The organism is Corynebacterium tapiri (assembly GCF_006334925.1).
In the GTDB taxonomy this organism is placed as follows: Bacteria; Actinomycetota; Actinomycetes; order Mycobacteriales; family Mycobacteriaceae; genus Corynebacterium; species Corynebacterium tapiri.
Genome location: NZ_VDHJ01000007.1, coordinates 52,291 through 73,290, shown reverse-complemented (window position 1 = coordinate 73,290; position 21,000 = coordinate 52,291). Strand labels below are relative to the sequence as shown.

The 21,000-nt window shown below is 60.1% G+C and carries 22 protein-coding genes and 1 tRNA gene; 5 read left to right on the top strand and 18 right to left on the bottom strand.

Annotation, left to right across the window (positions count from 1 at the left end):
• Nucleotides 1-11 precede the first annotated feature (11 nt).
• Genes FHE74_RS05875 through FHE74_RS05840 form a run of 8 tightly spaced genes read right to left on the bottom strand, consistent with a single transcriptional unit; the run spans nt 12 to nt 8,491 of the window.
• On the bottom strand, nt 12-1,010 hold the full coding sequence (locus tag FHE74_RS05875; RefSeq protein WP_139465578.1) for a helix-turn-helix transcriptional regulator: 999 nt from the start codon (nt 1,008-1,010) through the stop codon (nt 12-14).
• Nucleotides 1,003-1,902, bottom strand: coding sequence for a helix-turn-helix transcriptional regulator (locus FHE74_RS05870; RefSeq protein ID WP_139465577.1), 900 nt, complete (start codon nt 1,900-1,902; stop codon nt 1,003-1,005). Before FHE74_RS05870 ends, FHE74_RS05875 begins: the two co-directional genes overlap by 8 nt.
• Complete coding sequence (gene pafA, locus FHE74_RS05865; protein ID WP_139465635.1) at nt 1,903-3,195, bottom strand: Pup--protein ligase; 1,293 nt, start codon at nt 3,193-3,195, stop codon at nt 1,903-1,905. It lies immediately after the preceding gene.
• A gap of 11 nt (nt 3,196-3,206) precedes the next feature.
• Nucleotides 3,207-3,383 (bottom strand): ubiquitin-like protein Pup, encoded by a 177-nt coding sequence (locus FHE74_RS05860; protein ID WP_139465576.1) that lies wholly within the window; start codon nt 3,381-3,383, stop codon nt 3,207-3,209.
• 24 nt (nt 3,384-3,407) lie between these two features.
• Nucleotides 3,408-4,970, bottom strand: coding sequence for a depupylase/deamidase Dop (gene dop, locus FHE74_RS05855; protein ID WP_139465575.1), 1,563 nt, complete (start codon nt 4,968-4,970; stop codon nt 3,408-3,410).
• A 10-nt stretch (nt 4,971-4,980) separates the two neighbouring features.
• Nucleotides 4,981-6,441, bottom strand: a complete 1,461-nt coding sequence (gene arc, locus FHE74_RS05850; RefSeq protein ID WP_139465574.1) for a proteasome ATPase — start codon at nt 6,439-6,441, stop codon at nt 4,981-4,983.
• Between the two features lie 11 nt (nt 6,442-6,452).
• A complete protein-coding gene (locus FHE74_RS05845) occupies nt 6,453-7,289 on the bottom strand; it encodes a tRNA (adenine-N1)-methyltransferase (RefSeq protein WP_139465573.1) in 837 nt (278 codons plus the stop codon).
• Between the two features lie 14 nt (nt 7,290-7,303).
• Nucleotides 7,304-8,491 carry a M18 family aminopeptidase gene (locus FHE74_RS05840; RefSeq protein ID WP_139465572.1) on the bottom strand — a complete coding sequence of 396 codons (1,188 nt, stop codon included), beginning with the start codon at nt 8,489-8,491 and terminating at the stop codon, nt 7,304-7,306.
• A 77-nt stretch (nt 8,492-8,568) separates the two neighbouring features.
• Between FHE74_RS05840 and FHE74_RS05835 the strand changes: the two genes are divergently transcribed.
• Nucleotides 8,569-9,408, top strand: coding sequence for a RecB family exonuclease (locus tag FHE74_RS05835; protein ID WP_139465571.1), 840 nt, complete (start codon nt 8,569-8,571; stop codon nt 9,406-9,408).
• 3 nt (nt 9,409-9,411) lie between these two features.
• Here the strand turns inward: FHE74_RS05835 and FHE74_RS05830 are convergent, their stop codons facing one another.
• From FHE74_RS05830 to FHE74_RS05795, 8 genes are read right to left on the bottom strand one after another with little or no spacing between them, the layout of a single operon-like run.
• A complete protein-coding gene (locus FHE74_RS05830; protein WP_139465570.1) occupies nt 9,412-11,070 on the bottom strand; it encodes a formate--tetrahydrofolate ligase in 1,659 nt (552 codons plus the stop codon).
• A 21-nt stretch (nt 11,071-11,091) separates the two neighbouring features.
• Entirely contained in the window at nt 11,092-12,525 is a 1,434-nt protein-coding gene (gene aspA / locus FHE74_RS05825; RefSeq protein ID WP_139465569.1) for an aspartate ammonia-lyase, read from the bottom strand.
• A gap of 26 nt (nt 12,526-12,551) precedes the next feature.
• The gene (gene hisG, locus FHE74_RS05820; RefSeq protein ID WP_139465568.1) at nt 12,552-13,394 is read right to left on the bottom strand and encodes an ATP phosphoribosyltransferase; all 843 of its coding nucleotides are present in this window, start codon (nt 13,392-13,394) and stop codon (nt 12,552-12,554) included.
• 19 nt (nt 13,395-13,413) lie between these two features.
• A complete protein-coding gene (locus tag FHE74_RS05815; protein ID WP_139465567.1) occupies nt 13,414-13,677 on the bottom strand; it encodes a phosphoribosyl-ATP diphosphatase in 264 nt (87 codons plus the stop codon).
• Nucleotides 13,664-14,356, bottom strand: coding sequence for an HAD family hydrolase (locus FHE74_RS05810; protein ID WP_281279399.1), 693 nt, complete (start codon nt 14,354-14,356; stop codon nt 13,664-13,666). The genes FHE74_RS05815 and FHE74_RS05810 overlap by 14 nt, the downstream gene beginning before the upstream one ends.
• Nucleotides 14,349-14,729 carry a hypothetical protein gene (locus FHE74_RS05805; RefSeq protein WP_139465566.1) on the bottom strand — a complete coding sequence of 127 codons (381 nt, stop codon included), beginning with the start codon at nt 14,727-14,729 and terminating at the stop codon, nt 14,349-14,351. The genes FHE74_RS05810 and FHE74_RS05805 overlap by 8 nt, the downstream gene beginning before the upstream one ends.
• 24 nt (nt 14,730-14,753) lie before the next feature.
• The gene (mshC, locus tag FHE74_RS05800; RefSeq protein ID WP_139465565.1) at nt 14,754-15,965 is read right to left on the bottom strand and encodes a cysteine--1-D-myo-inosityl 2-amino-2-deoxy-alpha-D-glucopyranoside ligase; all 1,212 of its coding nucleotides are present in this window, start codon (nt 15,963-15,965) and stop codon (nt 14,754-14,756) included.
• Nucleotides 15,966-15,975: 10 nt separating this feature from the next.
• Nucleotides 15,976-16,836 (bottom strand): undecaprenyl-diphosphate phosphatase, encoded by an 861-nt coding sequence (locus FHE74_RS05795; protein ID WP_139465564.1) that lies wholly within the window; start codon nt 16,834-16,836, stop codon nt 15,976-15,978.
• 111 nt (nt 16,837-16,947) lie between these two features.
• Between FHE74_RS05795 and FHE74_RS05790 the strand changes: the two genes are divergently transcribed.
• Together FHE74_RS05790 and FHE74_RS05785 are read left to right on the top strand one after the other, a co-directional pair.
• A complete protein-coding gene (locus FHE74_RS05790) occupies nt 16,948-17,925 on the top strand; it encodes a hypothetical protein (RefSeq protein WP_139465563.1) in 978 nt (325 codons plus the stop codon).
• Between the two features lie 23 nt (nt 17,926-17,948).
• A complete protein-coding gene (locus tag FHE74_RS05785) occupies nt 17,949-19,028 on the top strand; it encodes a quinone-dependent dihydroorotate dehydrogenase (RefSeq protein ID WP_139465562.1) in 1,080 nt (359 codons plus the stop codon).
• 29 nt (nt 19,029-19,057) lie between these two features.
• Here the strand turns inward: FHE74_RS05785 and FHE74_RS05780 are convergent, their stop codons facing one another.
• Nucleotides 19,058-19,588: a YbhB/YbcL family Raf kinase inhibitor-like protein gene (locus FHE74_RS05780; protein ID WP_139465561.1), complete on the bottom strand. Its 531-nt coding sequence runs from the start codon at nt 19,586-19,588 to the stop codon at nt 19,058-19,060.
• Nucleotides 19,589-19,740: 152 nt separating this feature from the next.
• Between FHE74_RS05780 and FHE74_RS05775 the strand changes: the two genes are divergently transcribed.
• Nucleotides 19,741-19,826, top strand: a tRNA-Leu gene (locus tag FHE74_RS05775).
• 49 nt (nt 19,827-19,875) lie between these two features.
• On the opposite strand, the gene FHE74_RS05770 is transcribed toward FHE74_RS05775, so the two are convergent.
• Entirely contained in the window at nt 19,876-20,301 is a 426-nt protein-coding gene (locus FHE74_RS05770) for a cupin domain-containing protein (RefSeq protein WP_139465560.1), read from the bottom strand.
• A gap of 48 nt (nt 20,302-20,349) precedes the next feature.
• Here FHE74_RS05770 and FHE74_RS05765 point away from each other — a divergent pair, with 48 nt between their 5' ends.
• Complete coding sequence (locus tag FHE74_RS05765; protein ID WP_246049204.1) at nt 20,350-20,997, top strand: TVP38/TMEM64 family protein; 648 nt, start codon at nt 20,350-20,352, stop codon at nt 20,995-20,997.
• Nucleotides 20,998-21,000 lie beyond the last annotated feature (3 nt).

The following is a 21,000-nucleotide window of genomic DNA, read 5'->3' as shown; positions in this document are numbered from 1 at the left end:
AACTACCTTTCCTAACGTTGCTCAGAGATTGATTCAGCATATCGGGAAAGTCTCTCTTTTGCTCGACGAGAGACCTCTTGGGCGAGTGATGTTGGAGACACCAATCGGAGTCGGTCGGCGTTGCTCAGGCAGAACCGTACCAGCCACTCATCACTGCCGTACGACAGCGTGCCCGGTACCATGGGAGCAGCAGGATCATCGTCTGCGGAATGCAGCGTGATGGGATGGTAATCCGCCAGCCACGTCGCCGTCCGGGCAACCTCGACCTCAGCCTGATTGTGAAAGCTGAAGGGGCCATTTTCACCCTTCACCCCGGAAGGCTTTTTGGGCGCTGGGTGGCGGGAGACTTTGTCGTCGAGAAGCACCGCCTCCTGGATGCGATCCAGGCGGAAAGTACGGTGGTCGTCCCGTTCGAGGTCCCATGCGAGTAGGTAGCTGAAGCCGGAGGCAAAGAAGAGGCGAACGGGATCGATCGTGCGCTCGGTGACCGAACCGGAGGACTCCGAATAGTAGGCAATCTTCAGGCGTCGTTTAGTCAGCAGCGCGGTATTGACGGTGCGGACCTGCGCAGTTGTTGACTGATCCGATACGGTGGCCTCTCCCCCTTCACCTACTTCGGAGGTGACCACGCCGCGCGCAGCACCGCCGAGCAGAGTGCGCAGAGTCTGGGCAGCAGAATCCACTGCTGCGCGATCGTCCACATAGGGTGCCAACTGTTCCAGGGACAGCAACAACGCTGCTGCCTCCACCTGCGTCAGTCGCAGCGGCTTGGTCAACCCCTGATCCTCGGTGATCTCTACTGACGTGCGATTGGCGTTGAACGTGAGGTCAATGAGCTCTTCGGTGTGCGTGCCCACGCCCGAGGTATGCAGTCGCTGGAGGTCCCTGACCATCTGCTTGTGGTCCATACCCAAGTTCGTTGCTGCCTCCAGCAGCGTGTGGTCCGGGTGCGAACGGAAATACGGAATGAGGTTGAGGGCACGTACGAGGTCGGCTCGACGGTCAGTCATGGACTGCCTCCTGCAAAAGCGCAATGACGTCCTGTTTTACATCTTCGGGTGCGTTCACGGTGACGTCGACATCCGTACTGGCTACCGCGCGGATGAGCGCCTCGCGGTCGACATCTCGTAGCTCGACGACCCCATCAACCGCTGGCCCAAACTGATCGTGATAGTCCTCGCCCACCAGCAGTCGAGCGTCCGTGCGAGCCTTAGACAGCGAGCCCCGAACGACGTCGAAAAGATCTTCAACCGGCGGGTGCTGGATGGGGTTTTCGCTGAGCTCGACGGCGGAAACCTTGGTTGCACGGAAGCTGCGCGGAGCGTCGCGCTCGAGGTCGAATCCCACCAAGTACACGCGCCCGCTAAGCGGGACAAAACCCCACGGATCAAGCGAGCGCCGCTGCGGTTCGTCTACCGGTGATCGACGGTAATCAAGCGTGACACTGCGACTACGCCTAATCGCTTTGAGCACAGTCGTGAGCGTGGCGGGGTCGAGAATGGTGGAATCGTCGAAAGACGCGTAGGGGTCGCGCAACTCAAGATTCTTCTGGGCTCCGGCAGCCGCTAACTTTGTCCAGCCCGAGCGTGCGAATGCGGCCAGCTGCCCGGCGCGGCCAAGATCTCCGGCGAGGCCGACCACTGTTGCCTCGGCAGGAGTGAAGCGGACGGGGGCAAGCTCGTAGTCATCATGGCGAATAGCCACACCTCCGTCCCGTTTGACCAGCGGAACTCCTGCCTCGTGGAGTTGTTGGACGTCGCGCTGGATCGTTCGACGATCGAGCTTTTGGTAGCCGTCAACGTGGGTGCGAATCCACTCCCAACTACGGGCGCGTGGATCATCAAGCAGCGCGAATGCGAGATTTGTCTGGCGGTAGAGGATGTCGGCGTTGTGTTGCTCCACCTACAGCTCCTTTAACAGCCCGGCGATGTGTTCCTCGTCCGTAGCAAATGGATCGAGAAGTTCTACCTGAGTTTCTCCCGCCCGCATCCGAACCCAGTCCACGGTGACTGGTTTGCCAGCTTCCCGAGCCTGCGCCAGGATGCGCCCGCGCAGCGCGGCTCGCGTTGTCGCCGGCGGGTGGGCAACCGCGTGGGCAATGTCCTCCTCGTCGGTATGGCGTCGGACGAGTCCGCGGCGCTGTAGAACGTAGAAAAGGCCGCGATCAGGTCGGATGTCGTGGTACGCCAGATCCAGCTGGCGCAACTTATCTTCACTGGCGCGTCCGGCGTATCGCTGGAGCAGATTCCGCTTAATCACCCAGTCAATCTCAGTGCTCACTGCCGCAAAATCCTGCGTTTCCACGGCCGTGATCACGCGTTCCCATAGGTCAACCACGTACTCCAGGTCTGGGTCGGGTTCTCGTTCGCTCAGGAAGGCTTGGGCGCGCTCGCACAGGTGCTTTTGCACCGCAAGTGCCGTAATGGTTCCCCCGGCCTTCAAGTCCAAGAGCGTTTGGCCAGTGGGGTCGAGAGCGATGTCGCGGATGTGGGCAATGGGATTGTCCAACTCGACGTTGTCCAGCGGCCAGCCTTCGTCGATCATGTCCAGGACTAGCTGCGTAGAACCTACCTTCAATAGGAAGGTGGACTCGGCCATGTTGGAGTCTCCGACGATGACGTGCATGCGTCGGTACTTGGTGGAGTCTCCGTGCGGCTCGTCGCGGGTATTGATGATCGGGCGTGAACGGGTGGTGGCCGAAGAGATTCCCTCCCACACCTGGTCTGCTCGTTGAGATAGGCGGAATTGCCCGTTCTTGTACAACCCCGCTCCGGCGATGAGCTGGCGGGTGATCATAAAAGGCAGTAGTTGTTTTCCCAGAGCCTTCAACGCCACCGCGCGGCTGATCAGGTAGTTCTCGTGGCAGCCGTACGAATTACCGACGGAGTCCACATTGTTCTTAAACAAATACACCTGGCCGCCGATCCCCTCAGCTGCCAGTGCCTGCTCAGCCTGGAGAGCAAGCTCGTTGAGCTGATGGTCGCCGGCGCGCTCGTAGCGCAAGAGCTGTCCGATGGAATCGCACTCAGCGGTGGCGACCTCCGGATGCGCGCCTACGTCGAGGTAAAGGCGCCCGGCGTTGGGAGTAAAGACGTTGGTTGAGGAATACTCCGCGACAACCGGGCGGAAGAGATAGCGTGCGGTCTCGTCAGGGCTCAAGGCGCCGGAGATGCCGTATTCGGTCTCCACGCCCATTATCCGACGCGTCACTGGCCGCCCTTTTGCACGTAGGAGCGAACGAATTCTTCTGCGTTGCTTTCCAGCAGGCCGTCGATCTCGTCGAGCAAGTCATCGGCTCCCGAGATCTGAACCTGGCCAGCCTCGGGGAGGACGTCGTCGTTGTCGTCCGATCCCCCATGACCGTGAATGCTGTGTTGTGCCATCGTGGTCGCCTCCTTAACGGTGAGTTAGTGCGGGTGCGGGTGATTGATGTGCTCGCGCTCGTGATGAGTGTGATAGTACATCGGCGCGTGGCCGGCCTTTTCTAAATTTGCCACGAGCTCATCGGCGGTGGTGGAGCCTTCCAGGATCTCTCCCAGCTCAGCGCGGTCGAACTCGTCCACCGTATCCAAATGGAATTTCGCGGTGCCGGAGGAATACTTCAACACGACGGTCTGCCACGACGCGGCGATGATGTCGTCACCGAACTTTTCGCAGACCCGTCCACGGAAGTAGGCACGGGAATCCTCAGGGGGATTCGCCGCCGCGTGGGCAATAGTCTCCTCTGAAACCAGCGTCTTCATCCGACCTGAGCGAACGAGGGCATGGTACAAGCTCTTGGTCGGATCGATGTCGCTGTATTGCAGATCGATGAGCTTGAGCTTGGCGTCCGACCAGCTGGCACCCTTGTCTACGTAGCGCTTGAGCAACGCATATTTTGCGGTCCAGTCCAAGCGGTCGGCGGTACTCAGCGGGTCCCGGCCGAGGTCATCAAGGATCTCTCCCCACAGCGTGAGCACGCGCTCATCCACCTGATCTTTAGCTCTCACGCGCTGCCGGTACTCCGCTAGGATCTCCAGGGCGGTGAGCATGCGTCCGTCGACAAGCGAGAGTTGATGCGTCAGGGTCGTGTCGTGGGAGACCGCCTTGAGCTCGGCTACCGAATCCTTTAACCGCAAATCCGAGAAATCCACGCCGGCTTCAATCGCGTCGAGGACCAGTTTGGTCATCCCCAGCTTGAGGAACGTGGAGTACTGGGACAGGTTGGCATCGCCGATGATGGTGTGGAGCCGGCAGAAGTGCACGGCATTGGCGTGGGGCTCGTCACGGGTGTTCACGATTCCGCGGTTCAGCGTGGTTTCCAGCGACACTTCCTGGAAGAAGTAGTCGGCGCGCTGCGAGATTTGGAAGGCATCTACCTCACCTGCCTCTCCCACTCCCATGCGTCCAGCGCCGATAATGACCTGGCGGGTGACAAAGAAAGGCAAAAGCGCCTGGGTGAGCGTGCCAAAGTCCGTGTGACGGGAGTACTGGTAGTTTTCGTGGCTGCCGTAGGAGGCGCCCTTGCCGTCCACGTTGTTCTTGTAGATCTTCAGCGGCGGGCACGGGTCGTGAGACCGCAACACCGAGATCTGGTCCTCCCAAAGATCGCCAATGTCCGCGATCGATTGCCGGAGGATGTAGTCCCCCGCTGCGTCGTAAATCATCGCGTCCCAGGCATTCGAGCACTCCGGACTGGAGTACTCGGGGTGGGCATGGTCGACGTAGTAGCGCGCGCCATTGGGCGTGATCACGTTCGCGATGCCCACCGTATCTGGCTCGATAATCGGCACGGTGTGGTGACGGCGCAGATCAAAGCCACGCGAATCAGCCAGCGGCTTCTCGTCCTCATAATCCCAGCGCGAACGCGCGCCGGTACGCAGCGCCGCGTAAGACACGACTGCATGAGTCGAGGTAATTATCGAGCTGACCTCGGGGTGGCTGGGGGTGGCGATGCCATATTCCGTCTCCGTGCCCATGAACCTGCTCATGGGTTAGAGCCTAACTGAGGATGCGCGCCGAGATGACCCGTTCTCCATGCCGACCACTGATTCGGCTCCACTCGTCCGGGTTGGCCGTATTGGGCAAGTCCTCACTCTCGTCCTGCTCGGCGCGAATTGCGTCGGCAAGATGTTCAGCGGTAACTCCTGCCTGGCTAACCTGCGAGAGATGATCCTTGATGGCGGCCTTCTTCGCCCTATCGACGACGTTGGCGATCATGGCACCGGAAATAAAGTCCGCATACGTCAAGGTCTCGGTGCGGCGGCTTTCCAGGGTGAGTTCGACGAAAGGACGGGGTTCAAAAAGCTTATCGACGGCCTGATCAAGCAGATCCTCGATGTCTCCCACATGGGGTACATCGCTGGTCAGGTAGCGAGCAAGAATGTCGCGAGCTGCTTCCCTATCCGGTCGTTCCACGCGGATTTTCACGTCCAGGCGGCCAGGGCGAAGAATGGCGGGATCGATGAGCTCTTCGCGGTTGGTTGCTCCCACGATGATGACGTTGCTGAGGTCTTCCACGCCGTCCATCTCCGTGAGCAGCTGGGGAACGATCGTGGTCTCCATGTCAGAGCTGACACCCGAGCCGCGGGTACGGAAGAGCGACTCCATCTCGTCGAAAAAAATGACGACCGGTTTGCCGCCCTCGGACAGCTCGCGGGCTCGCTCGAAGATCAGGCGAATTCGGCGCTCGGTCTCACCCACAAACTTGTTGAGCAGCTCAGGTCCTTTGACGTTGAGGAAGTAAGACCCATCTCCGCCCAGCGAATGGGCGATGGCCTTGGCGATCATGGTCTTACCGCACCCGGGAGGGCCGTAGAGCAGCACGCCCTTGGGCGGCGCTAGACGGTACTCCCGGAAGAGCTCGGGGTGAGCGAACGGAAGCTCCACCGAGTCGCGAATATTTTCAATCTGCGAGTCAAGACCACCGATATCCGAGAACGTCACGTCCGGCACCTCTTCCAGAGCCAGCTGCATGACCTCGGTCTTTGGGATGACCTCGTAGGCGACCGCTGCCTTAAGGTCCACGAGTACGGCATCACCCGCGCGGGCTGAATCTCTGAGAGGTTCAGCCATCCACACCAGAGTCTCATCGCCCTGAGTGGTAGTCACAAGCGCTCGATTCTCGTCGATTTTTTCGACGATCGAGGTCACCGTCCCCGCTTCCTCGAAACCGCAGTCTTCGACTACGACGAGCCCTTCACCCAGGCGAACTCGAGCGCCGACAGGTACATCGTGTACATGGGGAGAAACCTTCACCCGCATACGACGCCCCGAAGTAAACACCTCGGCTTCACGGCCGGAATAACCGAGGAAGACACCGTAGGTCGACGATGGCTCGGCCAAAAACTCCAGCTGAGCGTTCAAGTCTTTCAGCTTGTCTCGGGAGGCCTTAAGCATCTCCGTGAGCTTGAGATTGCGTGCTGAAAGGTTGCGTACCTGGCGCTCGAGATCGGTTGACATGCCTTTTAAGTTTAGCGACGTGCGCGCCGCTGGGGGCGAGGCGGCGTAACGCCGTCGGCGAGACGACGAGTCCATACCAAGAAGGCAGTGTGGGCGTTCATGCGGTGCTCCGGACGCGTCGCCAAACCTTCAACCTTCCACTCTCGCACCAAGGACTCCCAGGCCCGCGGCTCAGTGAAACACTTCTGGGCACGAATGCCCTCCATGATGTTCATCAACTGCGGAACGGTGGCCACGTAGGTCATGAACACACCACCCGGGATGAGGATCTCGCGCACCGTATCCAGGAACTGCCACGGTTCAACCATATCCAGGATCACGCGATCCACCGGACCACCGAGGTCCTCGGGCGTAACTTCACCGAAGTCGCCTAAACGGGGTGACCAGTGTTTGGGCGTCTCACCAAAATATTCCTTGACGTTGTCGCGGGCGTATTCCAGGTGGTCCTCTCGCAACTCATAGGAGTAAACGTGCCCCTTCTCCCCCACAGCTCGCAGCAGGGACATGGATAAGGCACCAGAACCCGCGCCAGCTTCGAGCACTCGAGCACCGGCGAAAATATCGCCCTCCACCAAGATTTGAGCAGCGTCCTTGGGGTAGATCACCGCAGCACCCCGGGGCATAGACAACACGTGGTCGACCAAAAGGTGGCGGAAGCAGAGGAAGTCCGTACCGAGCGTCGAGGTGACGACGGATCCTTCGTCGGAGCCGATGATGTCATCGTGGGCCACCATGCCCTTGTGCGTGTGAAAGTTCGCGCCGGGCACGAGCTCGATCGTGAAATGGCGACGCTTCGGGTCAGTGAGCTGCACCTTGTCGCCGGGCTGAAATGGGCCGGAATAGGCCATGATGAGTCCTCCCTTTAAGATCCGATCAAGTATGCCTCAAGGGCGTCGGTGAGCCACAGCTGGTCCTGGGTACCGACGAGCTCGCGGGCCGAGTGCATGCTCAGCAGCGGTACTCCCACATCCACGGTCGAAATACCCAACCGCGTGGCAGTCAGCGGACCAATCGTCGTGCCGCACGGGACAGCATTATTGCCCACAAAGGTCTGGTGCGGGATACCTGCACAGGCCCGCTCCCACATGGCGATGCTGACCGCATCCGAGGCATATCGCTGTTTGGCATTGATTTTGGTCACCGGACCCCCATTAAGAATCGGCTGGTGGTGCGGGTCATGCTTAGCCGCATAGTTCGGGTGCACCGAGTGGGCGGCATCTGCGGACACACAGCTCGAGGCAGCAAACATTTCCCGCGGATTACGGCCTAGCCCCTCGGCGACACGCGTGAGCACATCCTCCAAGAACGGTCCGGCGGCTCCCTGGGCGGTGGAAGAACCGACCTCCTCGTGATTGAAAGCGGCGAAGACGAGAATGTCTTCGGCGTCCTTCGCGGCGCGCTCGAAGGCACACAGCCCGGCGTGTACCGAGCTCAAATTGTCGAGCCGGCCTGCAGAGAGAAAGCCCCCGAGGACTTCTGCGGGCTGAGCATCGGTGGTGATCAGTTCGTGGCCCGCTATATCTGCCACATCGACGCCCAGCTGGGCAGCCACCGCATCCATGATGGGGCCGATACCCGAGATGGGCTGGACATGAGTTTGCTTATCCAGTTCGGTCTGGCCGAGGTGAATAGCCAGGTTGGGAATGCGCACGCAGGGTCCAAGGTCGACCAGGTGCTCGGTGCCGTCGATAAGCACCACGCGTCCGGCCACCGTGAGATCCCGATCGAACCAGGAGCTGATGATGGGTCCGCCGTAAATTTCGACCCCGACTTGGTCGAAGCCGTGCGCCTGGAAGTCCGGCTGAGGTTTGAGCATGAAGCCTGGGGAATCCGTGTGCGTCCCGATGATGCGGAATCCCCGCGGGTTCTCCGGGATTACGTAGCTAATGACGGCACCACCACGCACAACGGTGTGGCCGCCTTCGGATACCGGAAGTGGCCGCGTCTCGTCGTGGACATCGAATCCGAGGCGGTCCGCGACGATGCGGGCCGCGTGATACGCGCTCGGCGAAGCAGAGAGGAAGGAGATGAGATCGTGCGTCTGATTCATAGGTTCTACTGTGCCACGATTGACAACTCCACATCCCGCAAATTCGCGGGTTGACTCGTGGTCGATAGGCTAGGCGCATGGCTGTTTCCCCGCTCGCGCTCTCGCCCTCCCGGGCAAATGACTACCAGCAATGTCCGCTGAAATATCGCTTCCGAGCCATCGACAAGTTGCCTGAGCCAAAGACGGTCGCCCAGGTCAAAGGCACCTTGGTCCATGCCGTTTTGGAGACGATGCACGGCTGGCCACGTCCTGAGCGAACCTTTCCCGCTGCAGTCAAGATGCTCAAACCTCACTGGGCACAGATGACCGAAAAGGATGAGGAGCTCAACGACCTCATTGAGGATGAGTACGCCTTCTTCGTCGAGTGCCGCGATCTCTTAAGGGGATACTTCATGATGGAGAATCCACAGGGGTTCGATGCGGACGGGATTGAGAAATACGTCAACACCGTACTGCCCAACGGTGTTCCAGTGCGTGGGTTTATCGATCGAGTCGACGTCGCTCCGACCGGGGAGATCCGTGTCGTCGACTACAAGACGGGCAAGAAACCACTTCCCCGTTTTAGTGCTGAGGCACAGTTTCAGATGCGCTTCTATGCGCTCGTGTATTGGCGACTTTGGGGAACCATCCCTCACCAATTGCGACTGATGTACCTCAAAGTCGCCGACTCGCTATTCCTCTCCCCGTCGAAGGAGGAGCTGGAGTACTTCGAGCACGATCTTGCCGAGCTGTGGCACAAGATCCAGGCGGATGGTGCCTCGGGCACGTTTGCCCCGCGGCAGTCCAAGCTGTGCGATTGGTGCAGCTTCCAGGAACTGTGCCCGGCCTTTGGCGGTACACCACCGGAGTACCCTGGCTGGCCAGGTTCAGCGGCAGACTCCTCACACGCAGAGGGCTCGTCTGCCGCTGAAGGCTAGGCGTTAGAACAGCCCCGAAATGGTCCCCGACTCGTCCACATCAATGTGGTTGGCAGACGGGACCTTAGGCAGGCCCGGCATGGTCATCACCGCACCGGTGAGGGCCACGACGAAACCGGCGCCCGTGCGTGGGACCAGCTCGCGCACGTGCAGGGTGTGCCCTTCCGGAGCGCCGAGCTGACTCGGGTCGTCAGAGAACGAATACTGGGTCTTAGATACGCATACTGGCATCGTGTCCCAACCATTCGCCTTGATCTGTGCCAGGGCCTTCTGCGCCTGGGCACTGTATTCCACGCCATTTGCGCGGTAGATCGTGGTGGCGATCTTCTCCAGCGAGGCCTCGATGCCATCGGCTGGGTCGTAGATGGGCTGGGATTGTCCCTCAACCAGGTTGTCCAGCACGGCGTCGGCAAGCTCGAGAGCGCCTTCACCACCCTTGGCCCACACCTCGGACTCTGCTAGGGCAACGCCCTTCTCCTCGGCCCAGGAACGCAGCCAGGCACGTTCCTCGTCGGAATCAGAGGTAAACAGGTTGACGGCTACGACTGGCTTGACGCCAAACTTCTTCAGGTTGTCCACGTGGCGTTCGAGGTTAGAAATACCATCGCGGACCGCGTCGACGTTGTCCTTGGTCAACTCCTCGCGGGCAATACCGGCGTTGTACTTGATGGATCGAATCGTGGTCACTACCACGGCGCCGGCCACATCGAGCTCACCGAAGCGGGCTTTGATGTCAAAGAACTTCTCGGCGCCCAGGTCGGAGCCGAATCCGGCCTCGGTCAGAACGATGTCGCCGAAGCGGCGGGCCAGGGAGGTAGCCAGAACAGAGTTGCAGCCGTGGGCGATGTTGGCAAAGGGCCCGCCATGGACGAACGCGGGCGCACCACCCAGGGTCTGCACCAGGTTGGGGTTGATCGCGTCCTTGAGCAGGGCAGTTAGCGCACCTTGGGCCTCGAGCTGGTGAGCAAATACCGGCTCACCGCTGTAGGTGTAACCGATCGTGATGCGTCCCAGACGCTCCTTCAAGTCCTCGAGAGAGGTGGCCAGGCACACGATCGCCATGATCTCGGAGGCCGCGGTGATGGTGAAGCCGGTTTCCCGAGGAACTCCATGGGCCTTGCCGCCGAGGCCGATGACAACGTTACGCAAGGCGCGATCGTTGACGTCCAGGCAGCGCTGCCAGGTGATCTGGCGAGGATCGATGCCCAGGGAATTTCCCTGCTGTAGATGGTTGTCGATCAGCGCCGCTAGGGTGTTGTTGGCTGCGGCGATCGCGTGGAAGTCTCCGGTGAAGTGGAGGTTAATGTCTTCCATCGGCACGATCTGGGAGTAACCACCTCCTGCTGCCCCGCCCTTGATTCCCATGACAGGGCCCTGGGAGGGCTCGCGCAGCGCAACGACTGCGCGCTTGCCCTTGAGCTTGAGCGCGTCGGTAAGGCCGATCAGTGTCGTGGACTTACCCTCGCCTGCCGGAGTAGGCGAAACGCCGGTCACCAGGATGACCTTGCCCTCTCGGTGAGACTCACCGACCTTGGTGATGTCTACCTTCGCCTTAGTTGTGCCAAAGGGAATAAGGGCGTCATCCGGGATCCCGGCGTCGCGAGCAATCTGATCGATGGGTTGGAGCTGGTGGGCTTGCGCAATTTCAACGTCACTGAGCATGCCCCCAGTTTAATGAAGTCCCTAGCTCTCGTCTGTGGATTCGAGGTACAGACGTCCCCGGAACTGGGGGTGGATCAGATTGCTGTTGGAGAGCACCTCGTTGAGAGTGTCTTCGTCCATGAGCCCCCGCTCAAGCACGATCTCGCGCACGCTGCGACCAGAGGACAGAGCCTCGCGAGCAACCTCGTCACCGTTGTGGTGGCCGATGAACGGGTTGAGGTAGGTCACGATACCGACGGAGTGCTCCACATAACCGCGGCACACGTCGGCGTTGGCCGTGATGTCCTGCACGCACTTTTCACGCAGCGTATCGGCGCCGGCGCCCAGAATGCGGATGGACTCGAACAGAGCCTGGGAGATCACCGGCTCCATGACGTTGAGCTGAAGCTGACCAGCTTCTGCAGCCATGGTGACGGTGTGGTCGTTGCCGAAGACCTTGAAGCAGATCTGGTTGACCACCTCGGGGATGACCGGGTTGACCTTGCCCGGCATGATCGACGAGCCTGCCTGGCGCGGCGGCAGGTTGATCTCATTGAAGCCAGCGCGCGGTCCCGAGGACAGAAGACGCAGGTCGTTACAGATCTTGGAAAGCTTCATTGCCGCACGCTTGATGGCGGAATGGATGTGCACGTAGGCGCCGGTGTCGCTCGTGGCTTCGATGAGATCGCGTGACGACGTCACGTTCAACCCGGTAATTTCACGCAGCGCAGAGGTCACGTGGTCGCGGTAGCGCGGAGCCGTATTCACACCTGTGCCGATGGCGGTCGCACCCAGGTTGATTTCCAGAAGGCGCTCCTGTGCCCACTCCAGAACGGCCTGCTCCTCGGCGAGGTTGGAGGCGAATGCACCAAACTCCTCCCCCAGGGTCATCGGAACCGCATCTTGCAGCTGCGTGCGCCCCATCTTGATGACGTCGGAGAACTCGTCGCCCTTGACCCGGAATGCTGCCTGGAGCTCGTCGAACTGGCGGATCAAGGTTCCCAAAGCCGCGTGCAGGCCCAGGCGGAATCCCGTGGGGTACGCATCGTTGGTGGACTGGGAAAGATTGACGTGGTCGTTGGGGTTGACGATGTCATAGGAGCCCTTCTCGTGGCCCAGGTACTCCAGCGCCAGGTTGGCGATGACCTCATTGGTGTTCATGTTCGTGGAGGTGCCCGCACCACCCTGGAACACGTCGATGGGGAACTGATCCATGCAGCGCCCCTCCTCCAGCACCTGGTCACAAGCCCAGATGATGGCCTCGGCGATGTCAGCCGGAAGGGCGTGAGCGCGTCGATTAGCGATGGCTGCCGCCTTCTTTACGGTGACCATGCCGCGCACGAACTCCGGAATAGAGGACGTTTGGGTACGCGAGATCTGGAAGTTGTCGACGGCGCGCTGAGTATGAATTCCGTAGTAAGCGTCTGCCGGGATCTCCATGGAGCCCAACAGATCCGATTCAGTTCGGGTAGACATGCCTACCAAGGTAACGACTACCGCGACTAAATTCGCGCAATCCTCAATTCCGAAGCCAGTATCGCTTTCGCTCCGAGAGAAGCTAACTCGTCCATGATGGCGTTTGCCCTGCTCTTTGGAACGAGGGCACTCACCGCGACCCAATCATCGAGTGCCAGCGGTGAGACAGTCGGCCCCGACAATCCGGGGGTAACCTCCGTGGCTTCGGAGAGGCGATCCCGCTCGATGTTGTAGGCGATCATCAGGTAGTTATGAGCCGTGAGAATTCCGCGGATGCGTTCCAGCACCACGCGGTGGTCGGGCGAAAGCTCCCTGTCCGCGGCCTTAATGACGACTGCCTCGGAATCAATGATGGGCTCCCCGAAAGGAACCAGGCCCTGCTGGCGCAGCGTGTTGCCGGTAGAAACAACGTCCGCGATGACATCGGCCACGCCCAACTTGATAGAGATTTCTACTGCTCCATCGAGGCGAATGACCTTTGCCTCCATGTTGCGGGCGCGAAGGTCGTTGCGCACCAAGTTGGGGTACGAGGTGGCAATGCGCTTGCCAGCAAGCTGCTCGACCGACCAGCTCTGGCCAGCCGGAGCTGCGTAACGGAAGGTGGAGGACCCAAACCCGAGGGAGAGCACCTCCTCCACCTTGGCGCCGGAGTCTCCGGCCAGGTCGCGTCCGGTAATGCCGAGGTCGAGGTGCCCGGCGGCGACGTAAATTGCGATGTCCTTGGGGCGCAGGAAATAGAATTCGACGCCATTTGCCTCGTCGACGACGCTGAGTGCCTTATCCCGCCGAGGCTTGTACCCCGCCTCGCGCAGGATCTCATTTGCGGCTTCTGAGAGTGCGCCCTTGTTGGGCACAGCGATGCTAATCATGCGGATGACCTCCGGTGAGCTAAAGGTTGCGCTTGACGTCGTCCAGGCTCAAACCACGCTTAACCATGAGCACCTGAGTCCAATAGATGAGTTGCGAGATTTCCTCCGCGAGCTCTTCATCAGACTGGTACTCAGCGGCAATCCATACTTCGCCCGCCTCCTCAATGATCTTCTTGCCGATGGCATGCACGCCCTTGTCCAAGGCAGCCACGGTTCCAGATCCCGCGGGGCGCTCGGCGGCGCGTTGGGTCAACTCGGCAAAAAGCTCATCAAAGTTCTTCACGGTTCCCTAGCCTATCGAACCATCGATATAAAGTGTGGGAGTTCACCCCCTCAAGGCTGATGCGATCCTTCAAGTCCAGAATGGAGGTCGCTCCCTCCGGGACCTTTTCAGCCAAGCCAATAACGACACAGCCTGCGCTTACTCCCGCGGACATGCCGTGCCAAGAATCCTCGAAGACCATGCAGTTCGCGGGAGCTACGCCGATTCGCTGTGCCGCGGTGAGATACATCTGAGGATCCGGCTTGGGGCGGTCAACCTCGTCACCGGCTACGGAATCGACAAAGTATTGTCTCCCGACTGCATCGATGCACGGATCAGCCAATTCGCGGGCCGTGTTGGTTACCACCATCATCGGCAGGGGTACAAGATCGTCGAGAAGTTCTCGAACCCCTGACATCGGTTGAATTCCGCCGAGCAAAGTGGCCATCCGGTCAAACATCAAGCGGCGTAGGGAATCGACGTCGATGTCTTCGAGAGTCTTGCCGGCATTGGCAGCACACACCTCAAGGGTGGAGAGGAAGCTGCCTCCCACAGTTTTTGCTCTGAGCTCAGGTGTGAGCGGGTTGCCGAGGATCTCGGCGAGTTCGTAGGTGGCTTTTCCCCATAGCGGTTCTGAATCCACCAAGGTGCCATCCATATCCCACAGGACTGCCTGCAGGGTGCGTGCGGGGTTACTCAAAGTCTGGCAGCTCCCCCAGAGCCTCGTCGTCTGCGCCGGTTGCTGCGGCGGCGTCGTAGACAAGTTCCTCAATTGCTGCACGCTCCTCGGGCTCGATCACCGCATCCTCAAAGGAGCGATTGATTTTCTCGAGTTCCGTGTAAGCGGAGGCAACTACCTTCTTAAGGACGTCACCTGTGGGGTCTGCCGGAACCGCGTCAAAAGCGTCCAGCAGCTTTTCCAGAGTCTTTTTCACCTTGGGCAAGGCCGCTACATCAAAAGGGGCCTCCCACAGGTCGGTCTCCCCCTCTTGCAGGTAAGACCCGGTGGCGAAATCATTCAGGTCAGATATGAACTCATCGACCCTCGGTTGGAAATCGGCGCGAATGCTCATAGGCGCCATTGTGGCCTAGAACAGTTAAAGGTGCACCCCAAGGAGCGCATTGAGTGCTGTTGCCATCAGCTTCGTGGCCTCCGGATCAGCTCCCGGGCCTTGCGCCCACGCATCCACGATCTCCAGCGCCTTCGGGGTGTCCAAGTCATTGGCAAGGGCTTTGCGCAGTTCAGCGACAGCTGCGGTAGTGGCAGCCCAGTCAGAACCGCCAGAACGCCAGCGTGCGAGACGATCTTCCGCTTCTTTCAGAACGGCGTCGGACCAGTCGCGATCGCTGCGATAGTGGCCGGCGAAGACACCGAGGCGAATAGCGGAGGCCTCATGACCAGCAGCTGTGAGCTTATGCACAAAGACCAAGTTGCCCAAAGACTTGGACATCTTTGTGCCCTCTAAACCGATCATTCCGGTATGGACGTAGTGCCCCGCCATGCGGGGGATGTCACCAGCAGCTTCTGCGTGGGCGGCTGAGAACTCGTGATGTGGGAAAGCGAGGTCGCTTCCCCCGCCTTGGATAGCAAACGGTGTACCCAGGTAGTGCTCTGCGATGCTGGAACATTCCACATGCCACCCAGGTCGCCCTGGCCCGAAGGGGGACTCCCAGGCCGGTTCGCCCTCGCGTTGGGCGCGCCACAACAGCGGGTCAAGTGGGTTGAGCTTCCCCGGTCGATCGGGATCGCCGCCGCGTTCTGCGAAGGCACTAGCCATCTCGTCCGGGGTGTAGTTGGAGGCGTAGCCAAACTGCTTCGTGGCATCAACGTGGGCGTAGACATCTGGGTAGTCGGCATCGTCGACAACATAGGCCGCACCGGCTTCAAGCAAGCGGGAGACCAGGCCGATGACGTCGTCAATCGCCTCCATGGCACCGATATAGTGCTGCGGCGGGATGACGGAAAGCTCGGCCATATCTGAGCGGAAGAGATCGATCTGGCTGGTCCCAAGCTCTCGCCAGTCGACTCCATCACGTTGAGCGCGCTCAAAGAGCGGATCGTCAACATCGGTGATGTTCTGGGCGTATGTGACGTCTTGGCCGTTATCCAGAAGCTGGCGATAAACCAGGTCGAAAGTCAGGTAGGTAGCGGCATGTCCCAAGTGAGTGGAGTCATACGGGGTGATGCCGCACACATACATGCCCGCTCCCTCGACTTCGCGGACACACTGATCCGCGGTGTCATAGAGGGAAAGCGGGACAGAAGTTCCGTCTAACGTAGGTACTTCGGGCACGGGCCAAGAACGCATGGCGCCTACCTTAGTACGGCTGCAGGACTCCCAGTGCCAGCAGGATCATGACAAGCACGCCAACTGGGATGCGGTAAGCCGCGAACCAGCTAAACGAGTGATGCGCGACAAAGCGCAACAACCAGGCAATGGAGACGTAACCGAGAACGAAGCAGATGGCCACGCCGACAATCAGCATCGGAGCTGTCGCAGCCTGGCCGGCCTCAGGGTTAAAGGCATCCGGGAGAGAGAAAAGACCAGAGGCGAGAACTGCAGGGATGGCCAGCAGGAAGCTGAAGCGAGTAGCCACTTCCCGGTCCAGATTGCGGAATAGGCCGCCTGAGATCGTCGCCCCCGAACGGGATACCCCGGGGATAAGCGAGAGGCACTGGCACAGGCCCATGATGATGGCGTCCTTCATCGTGAGCTCGTCATAGCCTCGGGCCTTCTTGCCCATGCGCTCAGCGGCGATGAACACGAAGGAGAAGAGAATCAGGACGGTTGCGGTGATCCACAAATTGCGCAGACCCTCGCGGATGAGGTCCTTGAAAAGGACACCCACGAGAGCGACGGGGATGGTGCCGACGATGACCATCCAACCCATGCGATAGTCAAAACCGCGCTGGTCCTTGTTAAACACTCCACGGAACCAACCAGTGAGAATCTGCCAGATTTCCTTTGCAAAGTAGACCAGCACCGCGGCCTCTGTTCCCAGCTGGATAACGGCAGTAAACGAGGCGCCGGCGTCTGCTCCCCAGAAGAGCTCGGAGATGATGCGCAAGTGGCCCGAAGAGCTCACGGGCAGGAACTCGGTGAGGCCCTGAACGATGGACAGCACGATGACTTGCGACCAACTCATAGTGTCGGGCGCAGCGGCAGCGAGGGTGATCATGGGGCGATACCTTAGCCCCTTGAGTGGCAAAAGCGCGTAGCCACCCGGTTAAGCACGGACAACTCCTGCCGTTTCTGTTGTGTATTCCAATGGCCGGTAAAGTTAGTGGTCGTGATTCGCCGTGCTCTCGTAACGTTCGCTTCCCTTGGCCTTGCAACAGGTTTGGCTGCATGCCAGATCGGGCCCACGCATATGACCGAGGGGCAGGATGGGCAGGGCCCAGAGCCAATGGGCAACGCCACCGCGGTGGCGTCTCCCCCTGCGCAGGATCCCGCCGGAGAGATACTTGGCATTGGAGGGGTAACCGACCTCGCGGTCGACGGCCAGCACATAGCCGCCCGGGTCGCTGATGACGTGTTGGTAGGCACCCTCGATCAACTCCGTGACGGCACTGCCCGTCGTATCGATGCGACGGGTTGTACAGATTTGACTGGCGCTCCATTCGTTCTTGCCTGCGGCGAGACGGTGCGGCTGATTGATGCTAAAGGTAGCCAGGACGAATCCATCGACATAGGTCATCCAATACACAGCGCTGTTCAAGCCAGTAGCGGTGAAGTAATTGCCGCCTCTGGGGAGGAAAACCTCGTGTGGGTTCACCGGGCGGGAGAGGACGCCACCCAGATTGAGGTGGACAAGCCCACGGACGAACTTCTACTCACGCAGGGTGACCACGTACTCCGGATCAACCGCGAGACCACCACGATTCAAGATGTGCAGTGGCGGGATGCTCGCCAAGGCGGAACCTTGCGGGTTGGCCTTGGCGTCGGCACGCTCAACGCCGGCCCTGAGGAAACCGCCGTTGTGTCCGACACCCGAGGCAATCAGCTCTTCCTCTACACCGCGGGCGACGTCGTTCGCCTGCATCAGACCGCACCAACCGAACCGTCGCCATACGCAACTGCCTGGTATAACGATCGCGCCTGGATTGCGTCCACGGCAAACAATGTTGCGCAGAGTTTTGATGTCTCGGGTGGAGTGCCCGTGGAAGACACGCGGTTTAACACCATTGCCAACGTTCGAGTGATGGCATCCACCTCAGAGGGACTGATTCTGGGCGGGCCTGCAGGTCTACAAGTCGTCAAGCCATAATCGCTTTCAAGAAGGAAAAGAACATGGGTATCTACCAGCTTGCGCTCAAGGCAATGTTCCGTGTTGAGGCGGAGAAGATTCACACCGCTATGGTCAGCGGCCTGAACGTTCTCCAAAACCTTCCCCCAGCGCGGTTCGTGCTCAATCAGGTGCTCCCGGTGAAGGATCCGGCCCTTAGCCAGGAGCTTTTCGGGGTCACCTTCCCGCGACCCCTCGGCCTGGCAGCAGGCTTTGATAAGAACGCCGTGGCACCGGATGTGTGGTCGTGCCTTGGATTTGGCCATGCCGAATTGGGCACCGTCACTGCGTCGCCTCAGCCGGGAAACCCAGCTCCTCGCCTTTTCCGTTTGCCGGAGGACAAGGCGATTTTGAACCGCATGGGATTCAACAACGCCGGCGCCAGCGACGTGGCCCGCAATCTCTACCGGCGCAACAAGAGCAACATTGTGGGCATCAACATCGGAAAGACGAAGCTGGCAGACGACGCCGTCGCAGATTACCGGTCATCCGCCCGGTTGCTCGGATCGCACGCGGACTACCTCGTGGTCAACGTCTCCTCCCCCAACACTCCTGGTTTGCGCGACTTACAGGCAGTCGAGTCCCTGCGCCCCATTCTGGAGACTGTACGGGATGCAACGACCACGCCAGTTCTGGTCAAGATCGCTCCCGACCTCAGCAACGAGGACGTGGATGCAGTGGCGGACCTCGCAATTGACCTGGGCATTGCCGGCATCGTGGCCACCAACACGACCATTTCCCGCCAGGGTTTGAAGACTAAGAACGTGGAAGAGCTCGGCGCCGGTGGCGTTTCCGGTGCTCCGGTTGCCGCGCGCTCCCTAGAGGTGCTCCGTCGCCTGCACGAGCGTGCTGGTGACAAGCTCGTTCTGGTGTCTGTCGGCGGCATTTTCACGGGCGAGCAGGCCTGGGAGCGCATTACCGCAGGCGCGAGCCTGCTCGAGGGCTATACCCCCATGATTTACGGCGGTCCTGGCTGGATCCGCGGAATCCACCGCGATATTGCCGCTCAAATCCGGGCACACGGCCTGAACTCGATCTCCGAGGCTGTCGGTTCAGGCCTGCCGTGGATCGCGGGGGCACAGTAGCTGCGATCTAGACAGCCTGCCCCTCGCTTTTAGTTTTCGTACCAGCCCCACACGAGGGTGCGCGCGAGGGAATGGAAGTACAGGTTGAATCCGAGGACTGTGGCGGTGGACTCGGGGTCAATGTCCAGCTTCTCGACGTCCACTGCGTGTACCGCAAAGAGATAGCGATGCGGTCCGTGTCCCTCCGGGGGCTGGGCTCCGTAGTATTCGCGTTGCCCGGCGTCGTTACGCAGCGAGACGGCGCCAATGCCCAGATCTTCCTGGGCACCAGCGTTGGTCGGCAGCTGCGTTACCTCCACTGGAATGTTGAACGCGGCCCAGTGCCAGAAGCCTGATCCGGTTGGAGCGTCGGGATCCAAGCACGTCACCGCCAGGGACTTGGTCCCCTCGGGCAGATCCGACCATGCAAGCTGTGGCGAGACATTGGCTGGAGCGCACTGCTCTTCCGCCAGTTTGTCCCCCGCAACGATGTCGGTGGAACTCAAAGTGAAGGTTGGAAGGTCCTTGAGCGCTGCGTAAGGATCTGGGCCAGGGAAACGGGAGTCGTTGTAGGTGTTCATGGATCCCGTTGTACCAAAACGCACGTCCGCGCGGGCGAGACTCTGGCTCAGTGTTAGGGGGATTTTGCCGCCGCGACGTGGGGATTTGTTGCCCCGTGTTGGGGCGGCTAAGGTATTCGACGTGCCAAGGCGAGCATCGCCTGGAACCACCTGCCCGGGTGGCGGAATGGCAGACGCGCTAGCTTGAGGTGCTAGTGTCCTATTAACGGACGTGGGGGTTCAAGTCCCCCTCCGGGCACACAGTAACCGCCTGTGATCGCATGGATCACAGGCGGTTTTTGTTTTACCTAGTGTTGCTCGTTCGGATCGTTGTCCGCGTCTTGCTTGGTCAAGTGGACCGTTCCGGGCACATGGTCCGGAGCAGCGTAGATGGAGTAGAGCTTTACTGGCTGGTCCGATTCATTGACCAGGTTGTGCCACTTTCCTGCTGGAACAAACACGGCTTCGTCCGGGCCAAGCTCCCGGTCCAGGTCTAGGTTGTCAGGATCCTCGCCCACCATGATGTGGCCCGTGCCGGATTCCACCCGCAGGAACTGGTCGTGGTCGTCGTGGACCTCTGCTCCGATTTCACCTCCGGCCGGAATAGACATCACAGTCATCTGGAGGTGGCTGCCGGTCCACAGCGTGTCGCGGAATGCGTCGTTGGCGTTGGTCACCTCTTCCAGGTTCAAAGCGTACGGATTAGGGCCATGGTCAGTTCGTAGATCGTTCATAGGCGCCAGTGTAGGTTTATGCCGTCGGCGGTGCTAGCGTGAATTTTCGTGCTCAAGAAGGTGTGCGCGCTGGTTCTAGCGGTAGTGGCAATCGCTGTTGTGATGCTTGTCGACGTCCCTGGTCTTGCCACGATGCGCACCTGGGCCGAACAGCTCGGGCCCGCTTTCGTCGTGGTGTTTTGGCTGTTCTATGTCCTAATCACGCAGTTTCCTATTCCCCGCACCGTGTTGACCATTTCCGCGGGAGCGCTCTTCGGACCTTGGCTTGGCATAGCCTTGAGTTTGAGCGCTACGACAGTCGCAGCAGTGATTTCGCTCGTCGTCGTGCGCAACCTTCTTAAGGAATGGATTGCTCCGCGCCTTACTCACCCCATGATCGAACGCATCAACGCGCGTCTCAGGCAGCGCGGGTGGCTGGCTATAACCTCGCTGCGCCTGATCGCCGGGGTCCCCTTCAGCATCATGAACTACGCGGCCGCCGTCAGCGATGTGCGGGTTGGAGTATTCGCCGTTGCCACCCTGGTGGGTTCAGCGCCGGGCACGATCTTGGTCACGCTGTTCGGAGATGCCCTAGCTACTCGCTCAAACCCCTGGGCATTGGCGGCTATGGCGGTGCTAGCGGTGATCGGCATTGTGGGAGTGCTTGTCGACGCGAAAACTCCTACCCAGAGCGAGTCAGTCAAGGCTGAACGGTAGACT

Coding starts and splice junctions, on each gene's coding strand:
- FHE74_RS05875 (WP_139465578.1), bottom strand. CDS start 1,010: ATGACTGACCGTCGAGCCGACCTCGTACGTGCCCTCAACCTCATTCCG.
- pafA (WP_139465635.1), bottom strand. CDS start 3,195: ATGGGCGTGGAGACCGAATACGGCATCTCCGGCGCCTTGAGCCCTGAC.
- FHE74_RS05860 (WP_139465576.1), bottom strand. CDS start 3,383: ATGGCACAACACAGCATTCACGGTCATGGGGGATCGGACGACAACGAC.
- dop (WP_139465575.1), bottom strand. CDS start 4,970: ATGAGCAGGTTCATGGGCACGGAGACGGAATATGGCATCGCCACCCCC.
- arc (WP_139465574.1), bottom strand. CDS start 6,441: ATGTCAACCGATCTCGAGCGCCAGGTACGCAACCTTTCAGCACGCAAT.
- FHE74_RS05845 (WP_139465573.1), bottom strand. CDS start 7,289: ATGGCCTATTCCGGCCCATTTCAGCCCGGCGACAAGGTGCAGCTCACT.
- FHE74_RS05840 (WP_139465572.1), bottom strand. CDS start 8,491: ATGAATCAGACGCACGATCTCATCTCCTTCCTCTCTGCTTCGCCGAGC.
- FHE74_RS05835 (WP_139465571.1), top strand. CDS start 8,569: ATGGCTGTTTCCCCGCTCGCGCTCTCGCCCTCCCGGGCAAATGACTAC.
- FHE74_RS05830 (WP_139465570.1), bottom strand. CDS start 11,070: ATGCTCAGTGACGTTGAAATTGCGCAAGCCCACCAGCTCCAACCCATC.
- aspA (WP_139465569.1), bottom strand. CDS start 12,525: ATGTCTACCCGAACTGAATCGGATCTGTTGGGCTCCATGGAGATCCCG.
- hisG (WP_139465568.1), bottom strand. CDS start 13,394: ATGATTAGCATCGCTGTGCCCAACAAGGGCGCACTCTCAGAAGCCGCA.
- FHE74_RS05805 (WP_139465566.1), bottom strand. CDS start 14,729: ATGAGCATTCGCGCCGATTTCCAACCGAGGGTCGATGAGTTCATATCT.
- mshC (WP_139465565.1), bottom strand. CDS start 15,965: ATGCGTTCTTGGCCCGTGCCCGAAGTACCTACGTTAGACGGAACTTCT.
- FHE74_RS05795 (WP_139465564.1), bottom strand. CDS start 16,836: ATGATCACCCTCGCTGCCGCTGCGCCCGACACTATGAGTTGGTCGCAA.
- FHE74_RS05785 (WP_139465562.1), top strand. CDS start 17,949: ATGGGTATCTACCAGCTTGCGCTCAAGGCAATGTTCCGTGTTGAGGCG.
- FHE74_RS05780 (WP_139465561.1), bottom strand. CDS start 19,588: ATGAACACCTACAACGACTCCCGTTTCCCTGGCCCAGATCCTTACGCA.
- FHE74_RS05770 (WP_139465560.1), bottom strand. CDS start 20,301: ATGAACGATCTACGAACTGACCATGGCCCTAATCCGTACGCTTTGAAC.